Here is a 24,536-nt window from a genome sequence, read left to right as displayed (position 1 = left end):
CACAACGTTTTTATTGTGGCAAAAAGGCACAAAAAAGGGCTGCTTACCAAATGGTAGGCAGCCCTTTGAATATTGTATGTCGAATCATATCACCTTGTAATGGCTCTCTGTGCTGTTATAATCAATCTGCTCGGTGAGCAAGTCCATGATAAGTTGATTTATCGCCACGTAGGCATTGGACAGTTTATCATCGAACTGCTCATTGTGGCAGAAGATTTTATCGTGAACCTTACCTAATTTGTTGAAACACTCGTCCAAATTCTTCTTGCAGTCGAACAATGCTGCCGTTTCTTTGCTTAGCACGATGGTACGTGCCGTTTTAATATCTTCTGTTGCCATAATATTCAATCGTTTATAATCGTTAGTGAAAGTTTAATCTGTAATAAGTTTATGCTGCGTTCATAATATGATGCAGAAACGCTCTGCCTTTCTCTGTCCAAACGGTGGTGGTGTTCGTGCCTATACTGCCGTCATTGCGTGTAAATTGGTGCGTGCGTGGCTTTGTGTAGCCCTTGCCGCAATACTTTGCCGTGAGTAGCCACTGCCCCGACTGCTTGAACATGATACCCTTTTCTTTGAGTATCTTGTGCAGTTGCTCTGCCTCTCGCAAGCCGAGTTCTTTGCTCATCTGTGTAGATGTGTAGGTATTCACTGATTGCAGCACCTCATCTACATACTGAACTTTGGGGGCTTGCTGCTTTATCTCTTGCTCTTGCAGGGCTATGCGCTCTTTGGCTTGCTCTAACATCTGCTGGTGCTTGGTGATGGTCTGCTGCGCAACCTGCAACGCTCTTGCCATAATAAGTTCGGGCGTGTCCTCTTGGGTGGTGGCAATGTAGCCGCCTGTCTTGCGGATAGAGGGCAGTACTTCTGATGTTACCCATTTGCGAAATTGTCGTGCTTCGGGCTTACGACTATCGAGTATCACATCATACAAACCGTCTTCATTCACAAACAACGCTTGTTGAGTTCTTCCGAGGCTGTCTGTGATGGGGTGTTTTGAAACAACCTCATCGTTAAGTCGTTAATTTACAAACTTTGTCGTAAGTCCTAAAGCCTTGCACACATCTAACAAACAAAACAAAGGATTGTCTGCACTGCCAGCAGTTCGGATTGCGCCAAATTGCGGATTGTTGAAAACTTGGATAGCGTTTTTGTTGCTGTTAGCAAAAGATTGATTACCTTTGCTGTCGAAATTCTGAATTGTATTATTCGTGTTCATTGTTTCACGTTGGGCGGTGCTGTAACACTGCCCTTTTTGTTTATAAAAACAGGGGCAAAGATTAAAGGTGTCTAAAGTGGTAACATACACCTAAAATCAATACCCCTAAATTTCTTCTCTATCGCTTGTTACCACACGAGCGACTTTCTGATACAAAGGTAGATATTAAACAGATACGTTGCAACCCCTTGATTTGTAGCGCATTTTTACTTGTTCGCTTCAAAATCCACAAGTGGACTTTTTGTAAGGGATATTTAACTATTTCAATACCTACCTTTAAGATAAATTATGCCATTCTAATAAGGTTTACAATCTTGAAACAACGATAACTTTGCTTTTCGCTATCATAATACACTTGTACGCTGTCATTCTTCTTACGGTTCTCGCCCGAAGTGGCAGGTATCAAGTCTTCTCTAAGAGTACCCCAAGCGGTTCTTATCTCGCCCGAAAGTTTCTCGTAATAGAATTTCACTACACCTTTCTTCATTGCCTTGCGTAACTTGAAGAGTGTCCAGACTTTGTGCATTGCTTCTGAAAGACTGATGCCGTAGGTCTTAACCAGTTGCCAACTCTTCTTCATCAACTCGCTTAATTCACTTCTAAATGTTGTTGCCATAATCAAGTCGCTTAACCGTGATGCGTAGGGCTGAAATAATCGTTTGTTTCTAAATCATATTGCAAAGGTAAATAGAATTATTTACATAAATAAGGAAAAGGGTAATAAAATTATTGCTATTAACATTATTTAGTAAATAGTTCTATTTACATTATGTATAAATGCCTATCTTTGCAATATGAGGATAAAGGAAATACTAAAAGAAAAGAATATGACGCTTCAGGAACTTGCAGACAAGATGGATGTAAGTCGCCAAGCGTTGAGCCGCCAAGTAGGAGGGAAGTTGCTTGTCGAAAAAGCAGAAGAGATTGCTTGTATGCTTGATGTCCCTATGTGGCAGTTGTTCGCTTCATCCGAAGAAGTGGCAGGGAGTGCAAACTTCGTGGCTCTAATTAAGGATGGTAAGAATATCTATCATGCCGATAGTTGGAAAGACTTGGAAGAACTTGTAAACAATAGGAAATAATGGGAATACTATTTCGCAAGCGTATTAAAATAGTTAAAGGCGTACACTTGAATGTAAGCAAAAGTGGCACAAGTCTATCTGTTGGACCACGAGGAGCAAAGGTTACAATAGGAAAGAAAGGTATTTATACAAATGTAGGAATACCGGGAACTGGATTATATGCAAGACAAAAGATAAGTGGTGCAAAAAATATTCCATATAGAGATCTGAAAAGGCAACAAGAAAATGAAACTATAAATGCAAATCCTTTACGCTTTCTTGTTATTTTCGTTTCGCTTTTTCTATCTGTCATTTTACCAACATTCGGCAATGCTTCTTGGTGGTGGTTTCCTTTGTTGTCAATAGGTGGTATAATTATAGGCTTGTGTATTCCTAACCCTAAAGAAAAACATTCTGTTGACATTGTAAATGACGAACCGTTACAAAATGACATTGTGGAGAAAGAATATGAAAAACCAACTTTAAAATTAAAAGAGGGAGATATATCTAAGGTGCAAAATATAATCAAGTTACTAAATTTTGACCCATGTTTTTTAGATGCTGCACGTCTTGTCATTTCCACGCGGCAATGTTCTACAAGTACAATACAAAGGAGATTTAGTATTGGATATAATCGGGCAGGGAGAATAATTGACCAACTTGAACAAATTGGAGTTGTAGGAATTGCGACTGGCTCTACTCCAAGAGAGGTCTTGCTTTCAGATGAAAATGCACTTATGGAAGTAATATCTAATTTAGATGTTGCGAAATTTAAGAAACCAATACAAACAGAACCTTTCACGGAAACAAATCATTTTGAGGAATGTTCACGCTTGATTGGTCTTGGAATTAACTTAGAAAAGGAAAAGATGATAGATGAAGCTATAAATGTTTATGAAAAGGCGATTATTCCACAATTACCTGTAAAACACCCATACGAAAGATTGGCAATCTTATACAGAAAACGCAAGGACTATGTAAATGAAATTAGAGTTATAAAGATTGCTATTAGTGTTTTTATGAAAGAGAATGAAAGAAGAGCAGATGTTGCGTGTAATACAGATAGTTCTCTCCACGATATGGTTATGCAGGCACTTGAAACTAACGAGAGTATAAGATATGAAGATGGGAAATGGGCTTTTGTTCAATATGATGTTATGGAATTTATAACTCGCTTAGAAAAAGCAAAGAAATTATTAAATAATCAAAATAACTAAAGGTATGGGTGACTTAAATCTATTCGCAATCTTGCTGATAATCTTTGGCATATTGCAGATTATCCTATTTTTCAAGTTATGGATAATGACAAATGATGTGAGGAAATTGACGGAGCATATTTGCTTTGAAACACCTAATATATCCGACGTTAAAAAAGACGTTGTGGATAATGAAATTAAAGATAAGAGAAAAGAATATGACCCAAGACTTGATGCTGTAAAACCGGGAGATAAAGTTGAGTCTATTTTTGACGGTCGTGAGTTGATAGTAGATTCAATAAAAGATGATAAGTTCTTTTGTAAGACTGGTTCTTTTTCAGGATATAGATATTTTGAGAAAAATGAAGTAAAATACATTGAAAAGGGTAGCCGTTAATTTTGGCTACCCTCTTTTTTATTTCAGCTCGTCAAACTTGCCCCCGAACATCTCGCTGTCCGATACTTCTCTCTCGACCTCCCCGAAAGCCTCGTGCTGTTTGTCTTTCTGCATGATGACAAGGTTACGGTAAGGAATAATATTAACTACTTCATCATACGTCAGATGCAAGCTATCCACGAATGACGCTATTTGCCCCAAAAGGGTGCGGTTTCCGACTATCTCGGACTTGCTGCCAGCAGGCTTGCGTTCCTCGTCAAACTGGCAGCTTTCAAGAAAGGGTTGATACCCACCAAATCAAAAGCGGAAGAAAGCGCATCTACGACCTCTTCAAAAGTACCCTCTTGTAATTCCTCGCTAAGGGACAAATCGCCTTTCACAAACCACGAGAGAGCCTGTGCGTATGCTTTACAGTCCTTTGCTGATAGGAACATCTCCTTTAATGTCCCTTTGTCTTCTAAATCCAAATTACTGATACAAGAGATAGCCCCTGCCATCTTCTTGATTGTCGGAGGTTTAACAGGGTAGGCTTTGTTGTTCACATATACAAGGATGTAATCTGCACCGATAATTGCATCAGAAATCAATTTACTTGCTTTGCTCATAATGAAAATAATTAAAAGGGGGTGGAGGTGGTCTAATGCCACGTTCCACCCCGATGTTATCCTAAAATCTTCTTAGCTTAACCCACCTTTGAGCCATCGATGAGATACTCGCTTTGCAGTCCAGATACGCCCGTAGCCATAGCTGTGGCCGTGATGCCCAAGCCTACATTCTTGTTCTGTGTGTCTGCCTTTGCCTTGATAGAGGCTTTCGGGAACACGATGTAATTGCCAGTCTTGGTGAGACCGACAAAACATTTCTCGATAACAGGAATATCGGCAGGTGCTTCCCAACCAAGACCTGCATCGAGAGCCTTTCCACCTGCAAGGGCAACTCTGGTTTCAACATCGTACTCTCCAATAGTGATGGACATTGTTTTCTTGCCTTTCTTTTCTTGGTCGATGAAATAAGGCTCGCCCGTAAGTTCGTTGATATACTCGGTTTCCGTAGCATCTTCCTGCTCGTATCTCCACGTTCCCTCGTGAACGTTCTCAATCTTCTTAGCTGTTCCCAGCCAAGTTGTCAAAGCCTGCTTGGTAAGAGCCACTTTCATAACATCACCATAATAAACAGCTTTCAATCCGATAAATGGTTTCATACTCAAATAGTATTTAATACATTAAACAATAATCTTACATTAACAAAATGGCACTTCAAAGCAGTGTCCGCTTCAATAGTAATAGTGTCCACCTCATAGAGATACCTCGTGCCGTCGAAAGTGTCCGTTACGCTTCTGAACTTCTCCTTTGCCTTGCGCTCCAACGCTTTCAGACGTGGGTAGTTCGCTTCGGTGGGGCTAAGGTCGGGTACGCACAGATTGACCTCACAGAAGCTCTTCTCCCAATATGTCTCGGGTGTCTGCCCCTTGACATGGATAGTGATGCGCTCGCCTGTCAGTTCACCTGTTAGGGTCTTTCCAAACGGCACAATCTTTATCCCGAAATCCTTGCAGTCCCGGAAGAGAATATCCGCTATGTCGGTAGTTACTATCATTCAAACAATTCTTTTAGTTTCTTCTCGGCTCTCAATGCTGAACCGCTCAACACATCAAATCCCTTTGCCTCGACATAAGAAGCGTAGTCGGCTGTATTCTCCAATGTCAGTCCGTCTTTATCTACATCGTAGCCGTTAGACGTTCTCAAAGTGAGTGTGTGGTCTTGGTAGTTGCCGCTTTCCTCCGCATCCTTTACGGCTGCATCGCCAACATCAATCATAGCCTTTTCCACTTCCCACTCTCCCTCATCGAAGAACTCATCTACATCGGAGAAATCGCTATCTATAACCATAGTTCTGTATAATTAAAGAAATTCGTTCTCTTTGGAATGTAAACCTTTCCCTCGCCCCTTACGCTGTCGCCCTCAAGACACCTTACTTCTGTCCCTGCCTTGACATCTACCCTCATCTCACATACCACGTGATAGTTAGGTCGGTACACCTCGCCATTGGCAGACTTGAACTCCTTTGTGGTGTTGTCGTCGCATCTGCATCTGCAAAGCGTTACCCATTGCTCGCCACCAGTACCGGGGATAGAGTGTCCGAACTCATCCTCTTGAAACGGTGTTACTTGTTTTACCTGCAATATGTGTGGAGCGTACATCATAGGAAACGGATTTTGGGTTTGTTGTCGTTGAGTTCGTCTTTCAGTCCGTACTGTCTGCATAACATAGAGTAGTAACTCTTTATGCCGTCTATATTCCACGACATGGAGAAACCGCTCTCGTTGATTGAGGTCGCACGGAGCAAAAGGGAGGGGATGAAGCGAGCCATAGCCACCGACACAGAGCCGATACACTCTTGGCTTACCTCTTCCTCCAAATCCTTGTTGGCATTGAGGGACATATCCAACAAGTCAGCCTCCGACACCTGTATGCCGAAAGACTGAAACTTGTCTGATATGTATTCCTTGATGGTCATTAGCCTGCGTTTACCTTAGAGAGGTCAATGTTGGTAATGGTTGTCGGGTCTGCAATCTGTGGAATCCACTCTGCCGTGTACTCGAGATAGCGGCCGTTGTGGTCACGGTTGGAAGCCACCAGCATTTCTCCCTCACCTGAACGTGTATAGGTCATGCCCGGTACTGGGTCGGTAGCCTCGTAAGGAGTGTGGAAACGCATATAGCCCACCTTGTCCTGTGGAAGCAGGGTAATGTAGCCGTCTGCGTACACCTGTACGTTCTTGCCTGTCTGTTCCTTGACATAATCCTCCTTGATTTCGATGGCAGGGAGACCAATGCCAGTGAACAGCTGCGATGCGAGGTCAGAAGTAACCAAACCAGTGGAGAGGTACATCTGATTCTGTCCTAACTGCATCTTGAACATCTCGCCGAACTCCGAAGAACCGAGAATATTCTTCACGAATGTGCCACGGCTCATAATCATCTTCTGATACTTGCCATAGTCGGGAGCAATCTCGTTGAGCTTAGCCTGCAACCAAGAAACCATCTTCACCTTGCTGTCCACTACCACATCACTCTTTGCAGGAACAAGTGTGTTAAACGGCAACTCGATGTTAAGGAACTCGGTAGCACCCTGTTCGCTCTGTGCCTTGTCCTTGTTGCGGACAACAGCCTTACCAGTCATAAGGAGCGAACCCACAACCAAGTCCATACGCTTGTGAGCCGCCAACATTACCTGCCGATAGTCGTCATAGATGAAGGCGATAATGTCGTTCAGGGCGGAAACCTGCCCTGCGGCATTCGCTGCATTGTACTTGTCAATGAGGTCTCGCAAATCCTCAAGACGGTCTACGCTCATCTGATAGCGGTCGCCAAGGTAGGCTATCTCACCATATCCGCTGCCGATGTTCTGACGTTCACGGATAGGCTTCTCGCCAAACTGGGAGTTGATGCTACCTGCCATAACTCCACGAACGGAACCGATGTAGTCCTTGAACACTCGGGTAGTGGTACGACGGAAGTTGAGGTACTGCTGCCAATAGATAGCGTCCTTACGGGTCTGAAGGACACGGTTAATAACGGCACCCACAATAGCGGGTTCGTTGAACAAAGTCTGAATAGTCAATGTCATAATCTTGTCCTTTCTTTTTACTCGTTAAACTGGAAATGAGGAAGGTTGGCTTTGTCAGCCGCACAGAACGGCATAACCAACTTCTCGGGTTCAATTTCAAATGCACGCATCAGAAGTGCAACGCTGTTGATACCCTCCGTTACCTTATGGTTCTCATAGAGGGCGGAGTTAGCCACAATCTTAGGAGTTTTACCGTCTGCTGCTGATGCCTCAAACAGGGCGTCTCCTGCGTTTACCTTTGCGCCAAATGCTGCTGCGAGTGTTACCTCGTCATAATCTGCATTGGTGCGGTCGATAGACTGGATAGTCGCTCCTTTTGCGCCAGTACCCAATATCATTCCGTCTTTGAGATAAGGGTTCTTGACTACCTTGATTTTCGTTGCTGTGGTGTCTGCTGTCTCTACGACCAGCGCACGCACTGCTATTTTTGCGGACTTGGCTTTCAAATCCGCTGCGATGGGGAGGAAAGACGGAAGGTAACTGCCTACTGCCAGCCCTGCCACGTCGAGGATATAGTTACCACGACGGCGCACTCCGGTAGAGACATCGTAACGCTCTTCCTGCACCTCTTTGGGTTTCAAATTATAAACAAATCCTGCTGCCATAATTTTTACTTGTTATTCTGTTCTACAATCTCTTGAGTGCCTTTGTTGATTTGGTCGGCGATGGCACTCGCCTCGCTCTGGTGTTCGTGATTTCCCTCTTCGGGAGACTTGGCGAACTGAAAACCGCTGTTCTGCATCTCCTGCTTCAAGTCCGTGAAGTACTGATTAAGGTCTGCATCCTCAGCGATTACTTTGCCCTTGTAGGCAAATTCGGGAATACCAAACGACTTTGCCACCTCGTCAATCTGCTGGTTGCGTGCGTCCGCCTTTGTCTTTGCGTCCATTGCGTCCAGTCGGTCTGATAGTGGCTTGAGTGCCGTACCCAATGCTGCTGCAATCTGTGCAGCCAAATCCTGCGGCTCGTTAGGCTTAGGGTCTGTGGGTGGGTCTTGTGGCTTGGTTTCCTCTACTGGCTTACCGTCCTTGATGTTGTGCTTCTTCTCGTAATTCGTGATTGCGGTCTTCTGCGCTCCATCAGCCCGATAGTCGCCATAACTTGTCAATACGTCCTGAAAGGAGATACCCTCAACGATTGAGTTTACCTTACTCTCGTCCGTTACTCCCTCCGCTTTCTTGCTTGCGATACGCTGGAGGGTGGCATCCTCAACCCCTTGAAACTTGGTTTTGAGACCTGCCAAAATCTGTTCGTAAATGTTCATTTTCTTAAAGTGTTATCCTGAAACAATCTTTTGCCCAAAATTACACTTTATAATGTGGAAATCTGTGTTTTTCATCAGCGCATAAGCCACAACGCTTCGGTTGTGGCAAAATGACATAAAAAAGCCGCCCATACTCACGTACAGACGGCTCGAAAATGTGTAAACGATAAATATTCTTTGAAAAGAAGTTACTCCTCTTTCGGCTGTGCCAATGCAGCCTTTTCCTGTTGCTCCTCCTTGATTTGCAGCAACTCGTCTTGTAACTCGCCATAATTACTACAATAGGTTACTCCGTGTTCCTGCGACCACACGCCACCACTCACAGCAGCCGCAGCTGTATCTACTCTCTCACGCTCATTGTCAATCATAAACGGTACGATCTCCGTTTCCACGCCAATAGTATTACAAGCACTCTCCAAAGAAGAGTTAAGTGAGCCGATGGCAGAAACGAGGAAGTTCACACGTCTTTGGAAGAACGGTCCTAATTCCTCCGCATGGTTCTGTACTGCCATGTGGGCAGCCATAAACACGTATTTGAACGCTGTGCCACTCAATGCGTTACCTGTACCTTTCAACTGGTCAAAGGATATGCGAGGGGTATTGGTAAGGGCGTATATCTCATTAAAATAAGTTTCAATCTCCACCTTGATAGGGTCGCTTGCCTGATTCCAAGTGAGGTATTTAGCGTTAGCACCCTCTCCTGTTAGTTGCATCATTCGGTTTCTCACATCACCAGTCAGCAGCTCGGGATTGAGGTCGCCAAAGAGCATGAGCATAGGGAGATAGTGGTAATCCAAGCAATCGGCATAACCGCTTAGGGTCTTCTCCAGTCGCTCACGCTGTGGCTTAATCTTGCTGCAAAGAGATTCGCTACGGTGGGCATAGATTACAGGGAGCTTCTTAAATCCATGTTTAACTGAACGCTCGGCATTTTCAGTCCACGTCTTATCAAATTCCCACTGATATACCATAGTGTCGGTAACGGTCATAAACACGGTATGCTCGTTTCCGTCTAAGTCCTTACGCTTGTACTCACGAGAGAAAGCCACCATATCGCCGCTATCGTCATAGAACGGATAGAGGGTATCACCACGAAAGGGAGACCACAGCTGCGATTTCAGACGATACTCGGGGACTACATGCCCAAATATCCCTGCAATCTTTCTTTTCAGCCTTGCCCAGAAACTGTCATCTTTCACAGCATACCAATACTCCGCCACGTCTTGCTCGGACAGCCACGAACGGACTATTTTACGGTTCTGATATTTCAGTTTGCCTTTCTTGAACACCTGCTTGAGGGTCTCAAATACTCCACGTTCCTTGTCATCTTCGGGCGTACAATCGAGTTTTGGCTCTGTCCCCACGGTGAACGCTGTCTGAATGTTCACAATGTCCTGCTCGATAGGGAGGGCTATGCGGTTAGGCTCTTTGTAATCGTATTTGGCAGAGATTTTTATAGTTTTATTTGTTTCGGCGTCAAACTTCGTTTCCTCCATCTGAACAAGCACCTTAATCTTCGGGTACTTGGTTTCATCATTGATGTCGTGCCGTTTCGGCTCCCAGTCAGCAAGGTTTTTTCCGGTGTCAGGAGTTGCCGTGCGCCTGCCTTTCTTTAGGTAGGCTATCTTTTGGTCTATGTCCTCCATTGCGAGGATTTCCTGTAATGTCTTCGGTGTTGCCATATTGTTATCCTTTCTTTTTCCTTTTCATTGTCAGCGTTGCATTGAAAAACATTTTGAACATGTCATTGGATAGCGTGTCTAATATGAATTTCTGTTTTTTCTCATCAGAACTGTTATAGAGTTTTTGAAGCTCGGATATTTTCTTCTGTCTTCCCATCTTATTATCCTTTTTATCGGGCAAATGCTGCTGCGAGGTCGCCCTTTGGTTTCAAAATCTTACCTAACAAACAGCCAAGCACATAGTACCTAACAGCGTCTATGCCGTGATTCCATGCGTCTATTGGCTGATTGATATAATTACCGTCTTTGTCCTTGTCCCATACATAATTGCGGAACTCCTTACGGAGGTTATACGACCGCTCGGTAACAAAGATATTGTCGAAAGACAGCATTTTATCAATACCTGCAATAATAGAGTTTCCGCTCTTATCCACTGGGTATATTTTTATGCCTGCATTGTGTATCTCTTGTATCAGTCGAGGGTCGGCACTCTCGGAGAAAACCTTTAAGCCATCCACCTTGCGCAATTCTTTGATGATGTCGGTAGATAACATTCCAGTGTGGTAGAACAACTCATCGAGGTATAAGTCGTTGTCAATAATACCGCAAAGGATTCCTGCGCTGGGGTCGTGTGTGAAGCCGAAATCTTGCCCCAATGCAACCTTTTTACACCACTTCGGGAACTCTTTAACGACACCTATATGTTTGAAGACAGCACCCTCCGCAACGTCTGCCCACCTGCCCATGACGGTATGAGCGTATTTCTCGGGGTTGTTGGCTTTCATTTCCTCTACCTCCTTGATAAACTCTGGAGAAAGGTTTTCGATATTATCCAAGTAGGTAGTGTGAATGTGCAACACATTCGGGTGAGTGCTTATCTGAACGGGCACACCGTCATACATCACCTCCTTATGTGTATTCTCGATGAAACGCCTGTAAACCCAGTGGTTGTTGTCCGTGGGGTTCATCACGATGATGATTCGGTTCTGTATTCCTTTTTGACGGATAGAGAGCATGATAGTCTCAAACTCTTTCTCTGACACCCACTCCTCCGCTTCATCAACGACAAAGGTAGTAATGCCGTGAATGGATTTCAACTTTGCCGTTTGTGTACCGCTGGAAGTCTTAAGACCACGAAACATTACCTTGCTACCTGTCATTCGGTTAATAACCTCTGAACGGGTGGAACGGAAATACTTTTGTGTGCCGTCTAACTCTGCCTTTTCCAAGAACTCGGGGATAATGGAGATATTGGCAGAAACCATAGTATAGCGAGTATAGAGTATCTGATGCACTATTTTCTCCACTGGGGTCATTTCAAAGGTCAGCCGTTCGAGGAATGTAGAGGTACTGAACGACTTACCGCTACCACGACCTCCTGTAATGAGGATAATAAACTTATCCGTATTCTGGTACAGCGGATAATAGATTGGAAAGGTCTTAATCATTGCTAACCTCCTTTTCTATCCACTTGCCAATATCTACGCCGTGATTGATGTCTGTCGGAATGTCGATTGCTTCCTCGTCTTGTTTCCTCTCCACTTTGCGCCATTCGGGGTCGTGGTGGTACATCCACATGGCGAGGGCTTGCATATTCGGTGGAAGTTCTGTCTCGCCCTCCTGCACTACCGCCTTGTCAGTAAGGACAACCCAACCTGTACCGCCACACTTTGGGCATTTCTTGTCCTGCCCCATGCAGTAGCATTTATCCTGCACATACTTGACGATTTTCGATTTTGTCTTCTTTCCACCGAAAGCTCCTTTGAGGTAGGCGGAGCGTACAAGGGCATTGATACGGGTGCGACCATGCGCTAATACCCTATAAATTTCACTTCCTCTGCGTTTGTTTTCCTCTTCATTCCACCCTTGATAGTTGCCATTCTTCATAGCCCCAAACACGTCTGCTGCGAGGTCGAGTTCATTTGCTATCTCCTCATCCGTATAACCATTCATTGCAAGTGCTTCTATGCGCTTGAAGAAATCTATGTTGTCGTAGTCGTGTTTGGGTTTTGCCATAACTGTTTATATTTAATCCATCATTTCAAGGAGTTTCTCTCCCTTCATAAATTTATCTGATATATCAATTCCGAACAAATCACAGAAAGCCTGTTTGTTTTCAGAATTGGTAAAGGAAAGCATGATATATGCCTCTTCGTCTACCTGTCTTTTTTCGGCATTTTCTTTAACCTGTTCTTTTATATCCTTTACGTGCTGCTTCTTCTCTTCCGCTGTCTTTTCTAATGGTATTGGTTTCTCTTCTTCGGCAGGTGGGAGTATTAAATCGTCTATACTGTCCGTGACTGATTCAATGTCCGTATCAGTAAAAGAAAGAATATCCTTAATGTCGCTGTCAGAAAGTCCTACGTTATGAATGTCAATATCATTAGCGTATTTTGCAATGAGATCATAATCGGCTTTAGTATTCCCGACCGCCATATAGGTAAGCTGCTCTTTTTCTGTTTTGTCGTCCAACTCACACACCTCTACCTTGATGTCATAGTCTGTTTCCTTCCTTCCATCATACTTATACAACAAGTCCATAGCGTACACCCTGCGATGTCCGTCTATAAGGTTTCCCGTTATCCTGTTCCAAACAATACCACCGAGAAAGCCTATTTTTTGCAGGTTCTTCTTTTGCAACTTAATGGCTTCTTCCGTATGCCGCTTTGGGTTGAGCGGATTGAGATTTATCTGCGACCGCTTGATTACGGAGGTTTCACTTGTCTTTATTGTCATACTCAAAAATCAACCTTTCTACCAAAGGGAACTCTTTTAATATCTTCTGCAAATCTTGTGGGAAGTTCTCTCTCAACCACAGCAGATAATCCATATCGCTGATATTCGTCCCTGCCGATTGTGCGTTACCATACCTTTCGGGTTTGATTAGCCCCTCACGCTCGATATATGCCAGTACGTCCTTGTTCTTGTAGGGAGACAACGGATAACATTTCTTGGTTTTCCTGTTTATCGCCTCGTCCTCATACGTCCTTAGCATTGCTCGCCTGTAAAGGCTGTCCGACTTCTTGAATCCGAAGAAGGCCCACTCGATATCGTATCTCTCACGCACGATATCCGTTAGCTTCGCCATTGTCAGCTGCTTCTGCTTCTCATTCTTCGCACAACCCATATAGCCAACCTTGCGATAGGAGGCAAGGGCGAAGTGAGGAATCTGCACAAAGCGAACATTGGGGTATTTGTTCACGGCATAGCTGATGTACCTGTTGATATGCTGCAAGTCCTTCACGATATACATATATGCACACACCACCTCCTTAAAGCGTGGCGCAATCAAGTCCAAAAGGGCTATACTGTCCTTACCCGATGCCGAGTGGAACAATATAACCCTGTCGGTCTCTTCGGCTACCCTGTCTATGATTTCAGTTGCCCTAATCATAGATTAAGATGCTAAAGCCTTGATTTTCTTAAACACATAAGCCTTTCTATGAGCGGCCGTGTTTGACGCCCTTCTACGTGCATCTTCGTACTCTTTTCGGGAATAGTACTTGTTGCCCTTGGCGTCCGTGGCATAAGGTTCTCTTGACATAACTCAACCTTTTGAATGTAACTAATGTTATCGTGAATTATATGGCTTTACGCCCTACAATCTTTTTTATATGCAGGTAGAAAACAAGAGGTATCTCATCGGCTGGGGTGTCCTTGTATCTTTCAAGTTCGTCGTCCAACTCATGGAAATTGAAATCATCTTGCAAGCCGCCGATACCCTCTTTGTCGAGGATTAAGCTGCCTATCTCGTCTATCTGCACGTCAAGATACCACGAATAATTGTAATTGTGGAATCTGACAAATTGAATGTCCTTAAACGGCTCTTCTGCGTTCGGGTCGTTCGGGTCGAGTGCCTTACGCTTCTCTTTGTCGTAAAACAAGCCCATATAATGACTGTTGAAACTGCGTATCTCCATCTGCTTCTTACCGTCAATGATTGCCTCTGCGTTCTCTCTGCGCATTACGAGGTCGTATGCCTCGTACTCTTGACCATTTACTTTAATTTTCATATTGAAAAATTTGTGCACCTCAAAGGTACGGTTAAATATTATTATAAAAAAGAAATCCACCCTGTGATAAGCCACAACGAGCGGATTGTTGCAATTTACATGGGTTCTGACCACCAGCGTATATTTTTGTTTGGGTTATGCCCATTCGCCACTGCCACATCATACGCTTCTTCAATGGTACTCTTGCCTGTTTTGACAATCTTGCGCTCTAATCTTTCTTCGCCCCAAAGACTCTTTTTGCGAGCATAGAACTCTACTACAATCTGCGTCATATCTCTTTGTATTGTGAGGCGGTGGTTAGCCGCCTCGTTACCTTTATAAGTTCATAAATTTATCTCTCTCTCTGTAACTTCTTCAAGATTGAAGAAGTCTATCTTTGCCCGTCTTGCTCTTCTCACTCTCTTTGTCTCTTTCTCTTCTAATGTAGGCTCGTTGAGAGCTTTGTTAAAAATTGCAATAACTTCTGCATCTGAAAAAATGTCTGCGTTCATAATCGTAATGTTTAATTGTTACTACTTTTATTCTTAATCACGATGCAAAGATAACTATCATATTTGATTTAGTGCACATCAAAGATGCTTTTTAACCTAACTTTAACATTTGAATAAGTGTACACTAAAATATATTAAATAAAAGAGTAAAAGTGTACACCTTTGAAAGATAATGTTTATCTTTGCATCGTGATTTAGAAACAAAACGATTAGAACGGTGAGACACACCGCAACAACTGTAATTATTATGAAGAATTTAGTTATCGAATCAAACATCACGGCGAAGAATCAGAAGGGGTTAAGGCGCAGGTTCTCGACCAGATGAGCCGTTTCGGCTACAATGTCGTTGAAGATACCTATCGCATTACAGAGCCAGAGCAGCAGTTTGAGATTGACGGCGAAATGAACGGCGACTGGCAGACTACAATTAGCGTATCAATCGAATCTTTCGACGAAGAAGACGAAAGATATTACATTGTAAGAGTTTCTGAAGATTAATCATTAACCTAAATGCTGCGCTATCGGCATTACGGGCAAAGAATATGACACAGTTTGATTTTATAGAATTGGCGGCAGAGTGGTTAATAAAAGGATAATATGGTAGGAACAAAAGGCAAAAGTGGAGGTAGAAGAGTAGGTGCGGGAAGACCACCTCGCATAGGGAAAGACTATCACTACAAGGCAGACATAGACCTTGTAACAATTATTGATGCGCAACCCAACAAGAACAGGTTTATCAATGATGCCGTTCGGGAGAAAGCCATGAAAGATAATCTCTCTAACTTCTTCAACACTGCATTAAGCAGCTCGTCCACTCCCTGCCTGAAGTCGGAATAGGTGGTGTATAGCACCATCAGTTCCGTGCAGGTTCGGGAAATGCAGGTACTGTCAATCTTCATCGTTCTGCTGATGGCCTTGCGCATCCCCTGCGGCATCTTTCCTCCGAAGAATTTACAAGGCGAATACAGGTAAATGACTGCAAAGATAAATTCCTTGCGGTCATTTACTGTTATATTGCGCCCTTTCATTTCCTCGAACACCTCGTACATCTTCGGCATCAAGGATAAATCTTTCAATTTCGGTGATGTTGCCAGTTCATTTTCCACTATCGCCTGACGGAGTGCCGTGCGTGCTTTCTCTATTCTTCTGATAGTCTCGATTATCTGCTCCATTTTGTAGGTTTTCCTGCAAAAATATAGCAAAAATTATCGAAAAGCAAATTCTGCTTAGATAAATCTTGTTTCGTTATATCAAAATTACACGACAAATACAATATATTATGCTGTGTTACCTGCTGTGTTAGGTTGTGTGTTAGTTTTCTTTTCCCAACTCTATAAGTGTCATAATTGCAGATAATTACAAAGGTGCTTGCTGTGTTAGCTCGTGTGTTAAGTGCTGTGTTAGTTTTCATTTAGCACATAATCTAAAACTTTTACATTCGCATCATTTATTGCCTTGAAATCCTTTCTGATATACAATTCCGTGACTTTCAATGCAGGGTCTATATGGTTCAGCATGTCATTTACAACATACTTACTTATTCCTACGTCGTTCACGGCAATAGTAGCAAAGGAATGCCGTGCGGCATAGAACTGAAGCCGTTCTACACCTAATTCTTCTCCTATGCTCTTTAACCCGCTGTTTATTGCTTTATTAAATGATTCCATAGTTGAAAAACGCTTAAAGAAATTAAATACACGTCCTTCTCCTTGATACTTTTCCACTAAGGGGACAAGACTAGAATGTACGTCCACACGTATCTCTGCCTTATCGCTACGCCTATCCTTGGTCTTCATTCTATTGTACGTGATAGTCTTCCCATCAAAATCAGTGGCATTATAAAGGTCTGCCGAATTCATGCCCATTAGGCCGAAAGACAGCCTGAAGCAGTCAAGGGCGAGATTGCGCTTACTTAATTTTCCATTTCTCTGTATTTCCCTACTATAAGGTAGGGAAAATATTTTTCTTATCGTTTCCACGTCTAACGCACGCTTCTCCGCCACATTCTGCTCTACCGGCTTATACTTCCTTAGCGAGTGCTTGATACGGATAATATCGTTATCCTCATCGTTGTAGTAGTCTCTTGCTTCATTGAAGATACGGACGATACAGTTAGGGTATAGCGATTGTGCTCGTGGACGGCCTTTTAAGGCTTCCTCAAAGGCTTTCATTATCTTTACGGTAATTTCATCACATAGTATATTATCTCGTCCCATAAAGGCACAGAATGAATTAAGAGAGGTCTTGTAGTTCTTCATTCCCTTTATTTCGGTGTGCTTCGCCATCCATTTATGAGCAAAATCAGTAAAGGATACTCCATTATTTTCTTTCTTCTGTTTGAGATAAGAAATAATCGTGTCAATATCTATCTCGTTAAATTCCAAGTCTAATTCATTCACTCGTTCCCGATAGACTTTTATCAGGTCGTTACATCGGTCGAGAATGTCTGCGTTCTTTATTTTATAGGAAGCCGTTATGTCCTTTTTCGTTACGTACATAGTTGTGGAGAGGTATCTTACCTTTCTGTCGTGCGTGAACCGTATTACCACGTTCCACGTCTTATCTGACCGTTGCCTGTCCTTGAATATAGTCGCTTTGAATGTTGCCATAACTATTGCTAAAATTTTGCTAAAACAAATTGGAATTACTTTTGGCGTTTAAATGCCACTTTTAAACATTACGAATACTGATAAAGATAAAAAGGAACAAGTGAAAACCCTTTATTCATTGGGCTTACGCTTGTTCCGTGATGGTGACTCCGTTGGGATTCAAACCCAAGACCTTCAGAACCGGAAGCTAATAGCCAATTCTTATTATTGTGCTGTGGGTCAGTCCATTGGAAGCACTTGTAATTCTATTTTGAACCACATTTGAGCCACAACTGCAAAAAAATGCGTGTAAAGCTCGGTGGTTATGTGCTGCAAAAATAGCTATTTTCTTTGAAACTCTATCATCTTTGCGTAATTTATTTTTGTGTGTGGGTTATGGCTTACAACCTCAACTTCTATCGCTTTGCAACCCCAGCGGAAGAATAAGAAGCGTTTAGGTACTCTGTGAGCAATAATAGAAATAGTGTCGTTGCTCTCAAATGTACCTTGAAACCTATTATCAGCACCTATACACCCACTGGCATTTATCCAGCTATCGTTGTAGCTGAAACATTTGAGTGTATCTGTTATGCCTTTGGCTGGTAAAAATACAATACTGTCTTTTATAACAGTATCAATCTTCAAACTGGTAAGCGTTATGGTGCTGGTAGCTGATTTGAGGTTTTTAATTTTTAGCCCCAGCCTCTCTACCTCCTCTTTAAGGTAGCTATTGAGTTGCTTAAACTCTTTCCCTTTCAGAGATAGCTCAACAACCTTTGCAGCATTTTTACCATCTTGGGTTTTGTACAATTTAACCTCTTGCATAAGAGCGGTTTGGTTATTTGCCAACCTTTTGTTCTCCTCTTTCAGCTTGCTACACCTTTGTATAGCTCCAAATGCCAACGCAACAGCAGCAAGCAATAATACAATTAAATACCTTTTCATATCATACTAATGTAATCAAGGATTGCCTGCACGTGCGTTTCAACGATTTTCTGTTTCCCCTCATTAGAGAGTAGCAGTTTGCAATCCTGTTCGTTGTCCATAAATAAGTTTTCAGTTAGCACTGCTGGGCATTTGGTATCTCTACACATAGCAAGGTTTTGCACCCAGTATCTTTGGTTTGGAGAGCTAACACGCACCTTTAAGCCTTGCGCCTCTGCACTTGCGCTGAAAAGGGTTGCTAATGATTTGCTATTTTGTGAGGCGTTAAGCCCTACAAACACACTCCAGCCTCTTGCTTGCATAGGCTTCCCTGCATTTCCAGCAGCATTACAATGTATGCTTACAAGCAGGCAGTTTTTAGCTCCTACTTTTGCGCATAGCTTGTTCACCCTATTACATCGTTCTCGTAACGATATATCTGTATCTTCGGGTACAATGCGTACTGCATCAATGCCTCGCCCTACAAGTTCTTGCTCCAGTATTACGGCTATTTCTCGTGCATACCTCCACTCGAATAACTGTGAGCCATCAGCCCACACTGGGCTACGTTTGCCCAGTGTGTCCTTGCCGTGTCCATTATCAATTATTACTTTCATTTTTTGCCTCCTCTTCTTTTTGTTTTGCTTTCTTTTGCTCGTATTGCTCAATAATAGGTTTAATATGGCTGGGCATTGCTCGCTTAAATTCCAAACGTATAACAAGGTAAATAACCCATATTGCAAGGTTGTTAGGGTATGCAATAGTTAAATTGCGAAATGAGTGTTGTAGGTAAACGTATGCAAATACATAAGTTATGCTCTTTACAGCATACAAGGCTATTGCCTTATCTCCACACATAACCATTACAGAATGTATGAGGTAAATAATAGCAATGTAAAGCAACAATTCTTTTAATGCTCCTCTGAATTTCTTTTTATTAAAATTCTTGCAGGTGTGTATAACCACACCATCTGCACGCATACCACACCATATATTCCAGCTACTCATAATAATGAGAGCTAAAACAAACCCATTAGTAGGCGTAATCATACCTAATAGGGTGCTAATTACAGTAACGACTATAAGGCGTAACTGCTCATAATTAAGGATTGAATTCATACTTTATCTCCTTTGCTTCATATAACTACGTTTCTTCATTAAATAGAGGTTGTACGCATCTATATCATCTTGCGATATGGCTTCTTTTGCGCTGCGAAACTCAAAGCCAGCCATTTCTCTAATGAGTACTACCTTAATAATGGTATGGAAAGGAAAACGGATATTTGGGTGTTTTACAATGGCAAGCAGTTTCTTGCTGCTCGTCCAAAAAGCCGTTTCAGCCTCTCCCAAATCCCACTTAAATCGTATAAGAGTGCGTTTGCCATTTTCAGTATCAACATCTTCTGTAAAACCTGTACACCAAATAGGCTTATTTATTACAGTGTCTATACTGGGGTAATCTCCACTTGGCTTTTGTGGGTTTGCTCCGTCCCCTTGCAGTGGGAGGTCTGCAAAATCGTAAGTTTCCTCTGTCATATCTTACTCCATAGGAATGTTATTAGTTGCACAATCTGCATCAACCATAGCACGCAAAGCCTTACGCTCTGCAAGGAAATCAAGGTACGGCTGCTTCTTGCTTTCGTCCTCAATACCTGCTACTGCTGCGTTATAATCGTTGAGCAGTTTCTTCTCAAGGTTATCGCTATACTTAGCCATAATGAGAGTTTCCAATACAGTATTGGCAGTAACAGGGTAATAACACAAAAGGCTATCATACACATTAACCTTGTGCTTTTTACCTTGCTCATCATCTACTTGCTCGTAGTGCTGGTTGAAATTGTACAGCGTTGTACCTTTCGCTCTATCAATCACATCAAACGTGGGCTGCACGCTATCGCTATGCAAGCCTGTACTCAATCTTTTTTCTTCCATTTGTTTTATTCTTATCTGTTTTAATGTTAAACTTATTATCTCTTTATAATGCTTGTTTGAGCAATGTTGCAGCCAGCCAAAGTGTGCAGATAGCTTATGTCGCAACTCGCTTTCTGTCATCGCTCCATAACTATTTTGCAGCCTTTTCAACTTTCTCCAATAGGTGTACAAAATGCTTTTTCGTGCCAATATATTGTAATGGTTGCTTTTGTAACCTACAAAGTCTATACTGCGTGCATCTACTGGGAATATTTGCCAGTTTGCTTTTATAGTTAGCCTTAGCTTTGTTTGCAAGTACTCTCTTACTTGTTCAAGTATATAGTGCAGTTTTGCTTTACTATTAGCGAGTATTACAATATCGTCCATATACCTGTAATAATACCTTACACGCAACACCTCTTTAACCCAATGGTCAAATGGGCTTAAATACCAATTTGCAAAATGCTGGCTTGTTAAAAAGCCTATTGGTAAACCAATATCGCCCTCTGTACTATCTATTATAAGGTGCATAAGCCAAAGCAGCTTTTTATCCCCATAGCTTTTTGCTATTATATCTTTGAGTATGCTATGTACAATGCTATCGTAATAATGCCTTACATCTATTTTTAGGCAATACTTTGTACCTGCTTTATCTTTTTGTAACGCACGGTTCAAATCGGTTAGGCACTTATGTATTCCACGCCCTTTAATGCAAGCATAGGTATTGGCAATAAAAATCTTGCGCAAATCTTCCTCAATAACATCTATCAAGCAGTGGTGTACTATTCTATCGGGGTATAGCGGTGCTATTTTGAGGTTGCGTTGCTTCACATCAAAAATAGTTTTCTCTGTGTATTTTGATGGCTTGAATGTTTGATATTCCAGCATCTCCCATACATTTTTTATAGCATCACAATAGCACGTTTTAGTAATCTTTTACATCGTGTCTATTCATTTTGCCACGTATGGTATTATTCGTAGCTCTTAGCACGTTTAGAGGGTTGCATACCCTCCAATACCCATTCTCACTATTTGCATATATCTTATGTGCCATTGTTTTATAAGAGCTTTCGCACTTGTGGTAAACCACAATCTACCAGCACTTTATTTTAACCATATTCTTTTGCCAGCACCCTTGTATAAGGTGCTTTTGTGAGGCAAGGTTTACGGTGGTTGCAAAGATTCTCCTTAAAAGGGAAAACCGTAATTATGGTATAAGGGGAAACCCCAATTCGCATTCGTATTCGCACCTCGATTATTCGCATTCGCACAGCGAACACCCGCATTCTCCGAATTGTTCGCATTAGCAGAGGAGAGGAGTTCCCGAACCACCGTAACCGTATTATTATGAACTCACACAGAGCAATATTTTACTCAAACAAAACTAAATGCCATCGGAACTCGGAAATTCAAGGCACAAGGGGAAACCCCACGTCGCAACCGCACCCGTATCCGCACCTCGATGAAGCGCATACGCACAGCGAACACCCGCATGCTCCGAATAGTACGCACCAGCAGAGGAGAGGAGTTGATACCAGCCATCAGCATTGTTTGTGGCATTTACTGTCTGCCTCCAAAAATAGTCGCAATAATTCTTATTAGCAGCTCCACCTGTTACGCTACTTGGGAAAGAGTAGCCATTGGCAACTCCCATTTCAGAAATGTAGTTACTACCAGTAGGTAGCAATCCTAATTCTTGATAACCATCTACATTTTCCCCTGCGTGGTCGCTTGGAGTGGTAAACTTTGCAGGGTCACTACATAAATACAACTTACAAGCTCCACCATCTGCAAAAGGTGTATAGAATACCAGCACATCATCGTTATGCTCCCACAGGTATTGTTGCGGTTGCTCCCAGCCTCTGTAACTGGCTACTTTAATGGTTTTATCTACTCCGCTCTTCCACTCTTTAATTAGGTAATCAACAACTCCAGTATTGTTACCCAGCTTGGCAGTGATACCAGCAGGAATAAATGGCTGCCAGCCATTAAAACCTCCCCATTCTCCACCTACATAAGAGCCGTTGCCCAATCCTCCTTGCGCAAACCCATCTTCTGTTTTTTGAGCATTGTAAGGAGCTTGGCTATCAAGTTCTCCAAATTCAATAGCCATTAACCAGCTCATTTCTTCACGAAAACGCCAACCTCCACAATGCCAGTTGTCGCCCAAACTCTTGCACCGTGTCCGTATAGTAGCCTTGTTGGTGCTTGTTGCAGGCATACCCAGCACGCTTGTTGGCTTTCCATCGTTGCCAGTAACATTAGTACCGCCTCTGTAATCTGCTGCATTTGGGAGTAGGTCAAGCAGCCCTGTTTCAGCAACACGCTTTACAGAGCCGTTGCTTTCCCATTGTAGGAAAGATGCACAGGTGGGCTTATTGTTTGTGCGGTTGAATGTTGCCAGCCACGGACTACGAGATTTCTCTTTCATACGTGTAAATCCAGGCAATGCAACCTCACTAATGGCTACAAGGAGGTAATCCCCATCGAACTCAAACTTACGGTAATAATCGGGCTTGTAGAGTTGCACAATACCATCAACAGCATTAAGTTTTGCAGCTCCTCCTCCCTCTTTTAAGGTGCTATCGTTAGCCCCCAGCCAATAATTAACCGTTCCATCTTCATGTGCTACATAACGCCTAATACGTTTCTGTATAGGCAATGAGCGATGTAGGTCTAAGTTCCCCACACGCTCAACCTTACCATCTGCTACATTATGCCCTCCATTTTTGAGGTTAATGCGAATGCCATACCATAACTCTTGGTATGGAAATTTGGGTACTGTGTTCCCAACACCAATAAGTAATCCCATTTGGCTATTGTTTAATTATTATTTGTTTATTCTTCTACGCTTCAAAAATACGAAAAGCGTTAGTTATATTCACGCTTTGTTTGTCTAACTTTTGAAAGTATAGGCAATTATTGCCAGTTATTATCTCTAAAAGCTCCCACCAACAAACCAGCACCTAAATGATTTGTATTTATGCTTGGTGTTGTGAATGAAGAGGGAGTAGGCATTTGCACGACCTCTGCAATCTCTCCACCATTCCAAACAACTGCTCTACCATTGGAGAAGATTTTAACATTATTGCTGCTATCATTACCATTGATAATCATTATTCTTTGTGTTGCAGCAGCATTTAAGCAGTATTGAAATACAGAGCCACCTTGTATGTTAAAGATTATGGTATCAACAGGGAAACCGCTGTAATCGCCAGTTCGCCCATAGCAATCAACCTCATAATATCTTTCCCCATTACTACTGGTTTTAGATGCTAAACTTACATAGTTGCCATCTGTGTACACACCGTTTGGATAATAATAACCATAAGCTCCCTTGATAACTAACAAGTTTCTTTCTCTTGCTCCAAATGAGCCACGACACCAAATATCAGAGGAATAAAAGCGCAAGCTACGTCCGTCCTTAGTTCCTTGGTGCTGCATATCTCCACTAAAATACAGCTTCCCCTCACTGGAATTAAAGCCAATCTCTGCCTTTACATTACCGTTACTATCAAGAGCTTGTAAAACTCGGAAAGTACCTGTAACACCATCTAATTTTCCACTAAAAGTTCCATTTGTAGCATTTATAGTACCTGTAATCTCTGCGTTGAGTGCTTTCAGCTTTCCATTGTGATATATAATAGTCATACCCTCATTGTTTCCTGCCAATGCCTCTTGGTAAGTGCCTCCAAAATATGCAGCAATCTCATCTGTACTATTGAGCATAGCTTTTAAGCCTGCACTCTCAACCCAAGCATCACTTTTTTGTAATGCGCCCAGCTTTAAGAATGTGGATAGGATAAGCCCACCCTCAATTTGTGTGTAGTTTTGGGTAATGGCTTTTAATAAATCCTTGTTAGCCTTAATCATGCTCTGTACCTCTTGGTTGCTTGAGTTCCATTCGGGGGCTTTGTTCCCCTCAACTAAAACAAACTTTGTCATATATAAGTTTGCAAATTGCATATCAGCTGTATCGGTGCGGAAAAACAATTCTGTATCGGGTTGGCTATCTCCTGTTGCCACAAATGTATATACAACTCGTTTCCATTTTGTATCGGCTGTAAAATACTTATATGGTGCAACTCTCTTATCGCCTTTCGGATTCATAAAGCCCATATTAAGCTGTATTGGAGCATTTGCTTTTACCCAAAATGC

Annotated in this window: 35 protein-coding genes and 1 pseudogene; 4 read left to right on the top strand and 32 right to left on the bottom strand. The window is 42.4% G+C overall.

The features are described 5' to 3' along the window. Nucleotides 1–84: 84 nt before the first annotated feature. The 4 genes from P150_RS0104745 to P150_RS0104735 form a co-directional block, all read right to left on the bottom strand. Nucleotides 85–339 carry a hypothetical protein gene (locus tag P150_RS0104745; RefSeq protein WP_028896686.1) on the bottom strand — a complete coding sequence of 85 codons (255 nt, stop codon included), beginning with the start codon at nucleotides 337–339 and terminating at the stop codon, nucleotides 85–87. Between the two features lie 49 nt (nucleotides 340–388). Next, nucleotides 389–991, bottom strand: a complete 603-nt coding sequence (locus P150_RS15985; RefSeq protein WP_051617557.1) for a phage antirepressor KilAC domain-containing protein — start codon at nucleotides 989–991, stop codon at nucleotides 389–391. 33 nt (nucleotides 992–1,024) lie between these two features. Next, nucleotides 1,025–1,222 (bottom strand): hypothetical protein, encoded by a 198-nt coding sequence (locus P150_RS17955; protein ID WP_051617556.1) that lies wholly within the window; start codon nucleotides 1,220–1,222, stop codon nucleotides 1,025–1,027. A 286-nt stretch (nucleotides 1,223–1,508) separates the two neighbouring features. Beyond that, nucleotides 1,509–1,838 carry an SH3 beta-barrel fold-containing protein gene (locus P150_RS0104735; RefSeq protein WP_028896685.1) on the bottom strand — a complete coding sequence of 110 codons (330 nt, stop codon included), beginning with the start codon at nucleotides 1,836–1,838 and terminating at the stop codon, nucleotides 1,509–1,511. A gap of 178 nt (nucleotides 1,839–2,016) precedes the next feature. Here P150_RS0104735 and P150_RS0104730 point away from each other — a divergent pair, with 178 nt between their 5' ends. The 3 genes from P150_RS0104730 to P150_RS17940 are packed head-to-tail and all read left to right on the top strand — an operon-like array spanning nucleotide 2,017 to nucleotide 3,876. After that, nucleotides 2,017–2,304 (top strand): helix-turn-helix domain-containing protein, encoded by a 288-nt coding sequence (locus P150_RS0104730; RefSeq protein WP_028896684.1) that lies wholly within the window; start codon nucleotides 2,017–2,019, stop codon nucleotides 2,302–2,304. Then, nucleotides 2,304–3,500 carry a DUF4236 domain-containing protein gene (locus P150_RS18155; protein WP_028896683.1) on the top strand — a complete coding sequence of 399 codons (1,197 nt, stop codon included), beginning with the start codon at nucleotides 2,304–2,306 and terminating at the stop codon, nucleotides 3,498–3,500. Before P150_RS0104730 ends, P150_RS18155 begins: the two co-directional genes overlap by 1 nt. Before the next feature lie 4 nt (nucleotides 3,501–3,504). Further along, nucleotides 3,505–3,876 carry a hypothetical protein gene (locus P150_RS17940; RefSeq protein WP_036932079.1) on the top strand — a complete coding sequence of 124 codons (372 nt, stop codon included), beginning with the start codon at nucleotides 3,505–3,507 and terminating at the stop codon, nucleotides 3,874–3,876. A gap of 18 nt (nucleotides 3,877–3,894) precedes the next feature. Here P150_RS17940 and P150_RS15975 read toward each other — a convergent pair whose 3' ends face one another. The 19 genes from P150_RS15975 to P150_RS17450 all read right to left on the bottom strand — a co-directional run bounded on the left by P150_RS15975 (nucleotide 3,895) and on the right by P150_RS17450 (nucleotide 14,955). Then, nucleotides 3,895–4,077, bottom strand: a complete 183-nt coding sequence (locus tag P150_RS15975) for a hypothetical protein (protein ID WP_036932078.1) — start codon at nucleotides 4,075–4,077, stop codon at nucleotides 3,895–3,897. A 17-nt stretch (nucleotides 4,078–4,094) separates the two neighbouring features. Beyond that, nucleotides 4,095–4,481 carry a hypothetical protein gene (locus tag P150_RS0104710; protein ID WP_028896682.1) on the bottom strand — a complete coding sequence of 129 codons (387 nt, stop codon included), beginning with the start codon at nucleotides 4,479–4,481 and terminating at the stop codon, nucleotides 4,095–4,097. 77 nt (nucleotides 4,482–4,558) lie between these two features. Then, nucleotides 4,559–5,077: a hypothetical protein gene (locus P150_RS0104705; protein ID WP_028896681.1), complete on the bottom strand. Its 519-nt coding sequence runs from the start codon at nucleotides 5,075–5,077 to the stop codon at nucleotides 4,559–4,561. Between the two features lie 2 nt (nucleotides 5,078–5,079). Beyond that, entirely contained in the window at nucleotides 5,080–5,472 is a 393-nt protein-coding gene (locus tag P150_RS0104700) for a hypothetical protein (protein WP_028896680.1), read from the bottom strand. Further along, entirely contained in the window at nucleotides 5,469–5,765 is a 297-nt protein-coding gene (locus P150_RS0104695) for a hypothetical protein (protein WP_028896679.1), read from the bottom strand. The genes P150_RS0104700 and P150_RS0104695 overlap by 4 nt, the downstream gene beginning before the upstream one ends. Further along, complete coding sequence (locus P150_RS0104690; RefSeq protein WP_028896678.1) at nucleotides 5,756–6,079, bottom strand: hypothetical protein; 324 nt, start codon at nucleotides 6,077–6,079, stop codon at nucleotides 5,756–5,758. The genes P150_RS0104695 and P150_RS0104690 overlap by 10 nt, the downstream gene beginning before the upstream one ends. Next, nucleotides 6,076–6,393, bottom strand: coding sequence for a DUF6706 family protein (locus tag P150_RS0104685; RefSeq protein ID WP_028896677.1), 318 nt, complete (start codon nucleotides 6,391–6,393; stop codon nucleotides 6,076–6,078). The genes P150_RS0104690 and P150_RS0104685 overlap by 4 nt, the downstream gene beginning before the upstream one ends. Next, nucleotides 6,393–7,505 (bottom strand): hypothetical protein, encoded by a 1,113-nt coding sequence (locus P150_RS0104680; RefSeq protein ID WP_028896676.1) that lies wholly within the window; start codon nucleotides 7,503–7,505, stop codon nucleotides 6,393–6,395. The genes P150_RS0104685 and P150_RS0104680 overlap by 1 nt, the downstream gene beginning before the upstream one ends. Nucleotides 7,506–7,522: 17 nt before the next feature. Next, nucleotides 7,523–8,110, bottom strand: coding sequence for a head fiber protein (locus tag P150_RS0104675; protein WP_028896675.1), 588 nt, complete (start codon nucleotides 8,108–8,110; stop codon nucleotides 7,523–7,525). Nucleotides 8,111–8,115: 5 nt separating this feature from the next. Then, nucleotides 8,116–8,769 carry a hypothetical protein gene (locus P150_RS0104670; protein WP_028896674.1) on the bottom strand — a complete coding sequence of 218 codons (654 nt, stop codon included), beginning with the start codon at nucleotides 8,767–8,769 and terminating at the stop codon, nucleotides 8,116–8,118. 188 nt (nucleotides 8,770–8,957) lie between these two features. Continuing rightward, a complete protein-coding gene (locus tag P150_RS0104665) occupies nucleotides 8,958–10,451 on the bottom strand; it encodes a phage portal protein (protein ID WP_028896673.1) in 1,494 nt (497 codons plus the stop codon). A gap of 170 nt (nucleotides 10,452–10,621) precedes the next feature. Then, on the bottom strand, nucleotides 10,622–11,899 hold the full coding sequence (locus P150_RS0104655) for a PBSX family phage terminase large subunit (protein WP_028896672.1): 1,278 nt from the start codon (nucleotides 11,897–11,899) through the stop codon (nucleotides 10,622–10,624). After that, nucleotides 11,892–12,467, bottom strand: coding sequence for a hypothetical protein (locus tag P150_RS15970; protein WP_051617555.1), 576 nt, complete (start codon nucleotides 12,465–12,467; stop codon nucleotides 11,892–11,894). Before P150_RS15970 ends, P150_RS0104655 begins: the two co-directional genes overlap by 8 nt. Nucleotides 12,468–12,479: 12 nt before the next feature. Next, complete coding sequence (locus tag P150_RS0104645) at nucleotides 12,480–13,187, bottom strand: hypothetical protein (RefSeq protein WP_036932077.1); 708 nt, start codon at nucleotides 13,185–13,187, stop codon at nucleotides 12,480–12,482. Next, nucleotides 13,168–13,845, bottom strand: a complete 678-nt coding sequence (locus tag P150_RS0104640) for a phosphoadenosine phosphosulfate reductase family protein (RefSeq protein WP_028896670.1) — start codon at nucleotides 13,843–13,845, stop codon at nucleotides 13,168–13,170. The genes P150_RS0104645 and P150_RS0104640 overlap by 20 nt, the downstream gene beginning before the upstream one ends. A gap of 3 nt (nucleotides 13,846–13,848) precedes the next feature. Further along, complete coding sequence (locus P150_RS17460) at nucleotides 13,849–13,995, bottom strand: hypothetical protein (RefSeq protein WP_155952936.1); 147 nt, start codon at nucleotides 13,993–13,995, stop codon at nucleotides 13,849–13,851. Between the two features lie 37 nt (nucleotides 13,996–14,032). Further along, a complete protein-coding gene (locus tag P150_RS0104635; RefSeq protein ID WP_028896669.1) occupies nucleotides 14,033–14,464 on the bottom strand; it encodes a hypothetical protein in 432 nt (143 codons plus the stop codon). 95 nt (nucleotides 14,465–14,559) lie between these two features. After that, nucleotides 14,560–14,736, bottom strand: a complete 177-nt coding sequence (locus tag P150_RS17455; protein ID WP_155952935.1) for a hypothetical protein — start codon at nucleotides 14,734–14,736, stop codon at nucleotides 14,560–14,562. A 51-nt stretch (nucleotides 14,737–14,787) separates the two neighbouring features. Further along, nucleotides 14,788–14,955 carry a hypothetical protein gene (locus P150_RS17450; RefSeq protein ID WP_155952934.1) on the bottom strand — a complete coding sequence of 56 codons (168 nt, stop codon included), beginning with the start codon at nucleotides 14,953–14,955 and terminating at the stop codon, nucleotides 14,788–14,790. 321 nt (nucleotides 14,956–15,276) lie between these two features. On the opposite strand from P150_RS17450, the gene P150_RS17445 reads away from it, so the two are divergent. Continuing rightward, nucleotides 15,277–15,453, top strand: a complete 177-nt coding sequence (locus P150_RS17445) for a hypothetical protein (protein ID WP_155952933.1) — start codon at nucleotides 15,277–15,279, stop codon at nucleotides 15,451–15,453. Between the two features lie 176 nt (nucleotides 15,454–15,629). On the opposite strand, the gene P150_RS15965 is transcribed toward P150_RS17445, so the two are convergent. From P150_RS15965 to P150_RS17800, 9 genes and pseudogenes are all read right to left on the bottom strand, one after another. After that, a complete protein-coding gene (locus P150_RS15965; RefSeq protein ID WP_197018049.1) occupies nucleotides 15,630–16,127 on the bottom strand; it encodes a hypothetical protein in 498 nt (165 codons plus the stop codon). 228 nt (nucleotides 16,128–16,355) lie between these two features. Then, nucleotides 16,356–17,564 (bottom strand): phage integrase SAM-like domain-containing protein, encoded by a 1,209-nt coding sequence (locus tag P150_RS0104610; RefSeq protein WP_028896668.1) that lies wholly within the window; start codon nucleotides 17,562–17,564, stop codon nucleotides 16,356–16,358. A 321-nt stretch (nucleotides 17,565–17,885) separates the two neighbouring features. Beyond that, complete coding sequence (locus tag P150_RS0104600; RefSeq protein WP_051617554.1) at nucleotides 17,886–18,488, bottom strand: DUF6549 family protein; 603 nt, start codon at nucleotides 18,486–18,488, stop codon at nucleotides 17,886–17,888. Beyond that, complete coding sequence (locus tag P150_RS0104595; protein ID WP_028896665.1) at nucleotides 18,485–19,084, bottom strand: N-acetylmuramoyl-L-alanine amidase; 600 nt, start codon at nucleotides 19,082–19,084, stop codon at nucleotides 18,485–18,487. Before P150_RS0104595 ends, P150_RS0104600 begins: the two co-directional genes overlap by 4 nt. Further along, a complete protein-coding gene (locus P150_RS0104590; protein ID WP_028896664.1) occupies nucleotides 19,068–19,586 on the bottom strand; it encodes a hypothetical protein in 519 nt (172 codons plus the stop codon). Before P150_RS0104590 ends, P150_RS0104595 begins: the two co-directional genes overlap by 17 nt. A 3-nt stretch (nucleotides 19,587–19,589) precedes the next feature. After that, nucleotides 19,590–20,003, bottom strand: a complete 414-nt coding sequence (locus P150_RS15960; RefSeq protein ID WP_051617553.1) for a hypothetical protein — start codon at nucleotides 20,001–20,003, stop codon at nucleotides 19,590–19,592. A 3-nt stretch (nucleotides 20,004–20,006) separates the two neighbouring features. Further along, entirely contained in the window at nucleotides 20,007–21,266 is a 1,260-nt protein-coding gene (locus P150_RS15955; RefSeq protein WP_051617552.1) for an RNA-directed DNA polymerase, read from the bottom strand. Nucleotides 21,267–21,762: 496 nt separating this feature from the next. After that, nucleotides 21,763–22,908, bottom strand: a complete 1,146-nt coding sequence (locus tag P150_RS0104575; protein ID WP_155952932.1) for a hypothetical protein — start codon at nucleotides 22,906–22,908, stop codon at nucleotides 21,763–21,765. Nucleotides 22,909–23,297: 389 nt separating this feature from the next. After that, a pseudogene (locus P150_RS17800) lies at nucleotides 23,298–24,536 on the bottom strand (hypothetical protein); the annotation flags it as partial.

Origin of the sequence: Prevotella sp. HUN102 (assembly GCF_000688375.1) — a bacterium.
In the GTDB taxonomy this organism is placed as follows: Bacteria; Bacteroidota; Bacteroidia; order Bacteroidales; family Bacteroidaceae; genus Prevotella.
Note: the sequence above shows the minus strand (reverse complement) of the source record. Positions and strands in the feature narration are given on the sequence as shown.

Coding starts and splice junctions, on each gene's coding strand:
- P150_RS0104690 (WP_028896678.1), bottom strand. CDS start 6,079: ATGATGTACGCTCCACACATATTGCAGGTAAAACAAGTAACACCGTTT.
- P150_RS18155 (WP_028896683.1), top strand. CDS start 2,304: ATGGGAATACTATTTCGCAAGCGTATTAAAATAGTTAAAGGCGTACAC.
- P150_RS0104730 (WP_028896684.1), top strand. CDS start 2,017: ATGAGGATAAAGGAAATACTAAAAGAAAAGAATATGACGCTTCAGGAA.
- P150_RS15955 (WP_051617552.1), bottom strand. CDS start 21,266: ATGCTGGAATATCAAACATTCAAGCCATCAAAATACACAGAGAAAACT.
- P150_RS17940 (WP_036932079.1), top strand. CDS start 3,505: ATGGGTGACTTAAATCTATTCGCAATCTTGCTGATAATCTTTGGCATA.
- P150_RS0104695 (WP_028896679.1), bottom strand. CDS start 5,765: ATGGTTATAGATAGCGATTTCTCCGATGTAGATGAGTTCTTCGATGAG.
- P150_RS0104735 (WP_028896685.1), bottom strand. CDS start 1,838: ATGGCAACAACATTTAGAAGTGAATTAAGCGAGTTGATGAAGAAGAGT.
- P150_RS0104665 (WP_028896673.1), bottom strand. CDS start 10,451: ATGGCAACACCGAAGACATTACAGGAAATCCTCGCAATGGAGGACATA.
- P150_RS0104700 (WP_028896680.1), bottom strand. CDS start 5,472: ATGATAGTAACTACCGACATAGCGGATATTCTCTTCCGGGACTGCAAG.
- P150_RS17445 (WP_155952933.1), top strand. CDS start 15,277: ATGAGCCGTTTCGGCTACAATGTCGTTGAAGATACCTATCGCATTACA.
- P150_RS0104685 (WP_028896677.1), bottom strand. CDS start 6,393: ATGACCATCAAGGAATACATATCAGACAAGTTTCAGTCTTTCGGCATA.
- P150_RS15960 (WP_051617553.1), bottom strand. CDS start 20,003: ATGACAGAGGAAACTTACGATTTTGCAGACCTCCCACTGCAAGGGGAC.
- P150_RS0104645 (WP_036932077.1), bottom strand. CDS start 13,187: ATGACAATAAAGACAAGTGAAACCTCCGTAATCAAGCGGTCGCAGATA.
- P150_RS0104635 (WP_028896669.1), bottom strand. CDS start 14,464: ATGAAAATTAAAGTAAATGGTCAAGAGTACGAGGCATACGACCTCGTA.
- P150_RS0104710 (WP_028896682.1), bottom strand. CDS start 4,481: ATGAGCAAAGCAAGTAAATTGATTTCTGATGCAATTATCGGTGCAGAT.
- P150_RS15970 (WP_051617555.1), bottom strand. CDS start 12,467: ATGGCAAAACCCAAACACGACTACGACAACATAGATTTCTTCAAGCGC.
- P150_RS17955 (WP_051617556.1), bottom strand. CDS start 1,222: ATGAACACGAATAATACAATTCAGAATTTCGACAGCAAAGGTAATCAA.
- P150_RS0104675 (WP_028896675.1), bottom strand. CDS start 8,110: ATGGCAGCAGGATTTGTTTATAATTTGAAACCCAAAGAGGTGCAGGAA.
- P150_RS0104600 (WP_051617554.1), bottom strand. CDS start 18,488: ATGAAAAGGTATTTAATTGTATTATTGCTTGCTGCTGTTGCGTTGGCA.
- P150_RS15965 (WP_197018049.1), bottom strand. CDS start 16,127: ATGGAGCAGATAATCGAGACTATCAGAAGAATAGAGAAAGCACGCACG.
- P150_RS17450 (WP_155952934.1), bottom strand. CDS start 14,955: ATGAACGCAGACATTTTTTCAGATGCAGAAGTTATTGCAATTTTTAAC.
- P150_RS17455 (WP_155952935.1), bottom strand. CDS start 14,736: ATGACGCAGATTGTAGTAGAGTTCTATGCTCGCAAAAAGAGTCTTTGG.
- P150_RS0104705 (WP_028896681.1), bottom strand. CDS start 5,077: ATGAAACCATTTATCGGATTGAAAGCTGTTTATTATGGTGATGTTATG.
- P150_RS0104670 (WP_028896674.1), bottom strand. CDS start 8,769: ATGAACATTTACGAACAGATTTTGGCAGGTCTCAAAACCAAGTTTCAA.
- P150_RS0104610 (WP_028896668.1), bottom strand. CDS start 17,564: ATGGCAACATTCAAAGCGACTATATTCAAGGACAGGCAACGGTCAGAT.
- P150_RS0104655 (WP_028896672.1), bottom strand. CDS start 11,899: ATGATTAAGACCTTTCCAATCTATTATCCGCTGTACCAGAATACGGAT.
- P150_RS0104680 (WP_028896676.1), bottom strand. CDS start 7,505: ATGACATTGACTATTCAGACTTTGTTCAACGAACCCGCTATTGTGGGT.
- P150_RS0104640 (WP_028896670.1), bottom strand. CDS start 13,845: ATGATTAGGGCAACTGAAATCATAGACAGGGTAGCCGAAGAGACCGAC.
- P150_RS17460 (WP_155952936.1), bottom strand. CDS start 13,995: ATGTCAAGAGAACCTTATGCCACGGACGCCAAGGGCAACAAGTACTAT.
- P150_RS0104590 (WP_028896664.1), bottom strand. CDS start 19,586: ATGAATTCAATCCTTAATTATGAGCAGTTACGCCTTATAGTCGTTACT.
- P150_RS0104595 (WP_028896665.1), bottom strand. CDS start 19,084: ATGAAAGTAATAATTGATAATGGACACGGCAAGGACACACTGGGCAAA.
- P150_RS0104745 (WP_028896686.1), bottom strand. CDS start 339: ATGGCAACAGAAGATATTAAAACGGCACGTACCATCGTGCTAAGCAAA.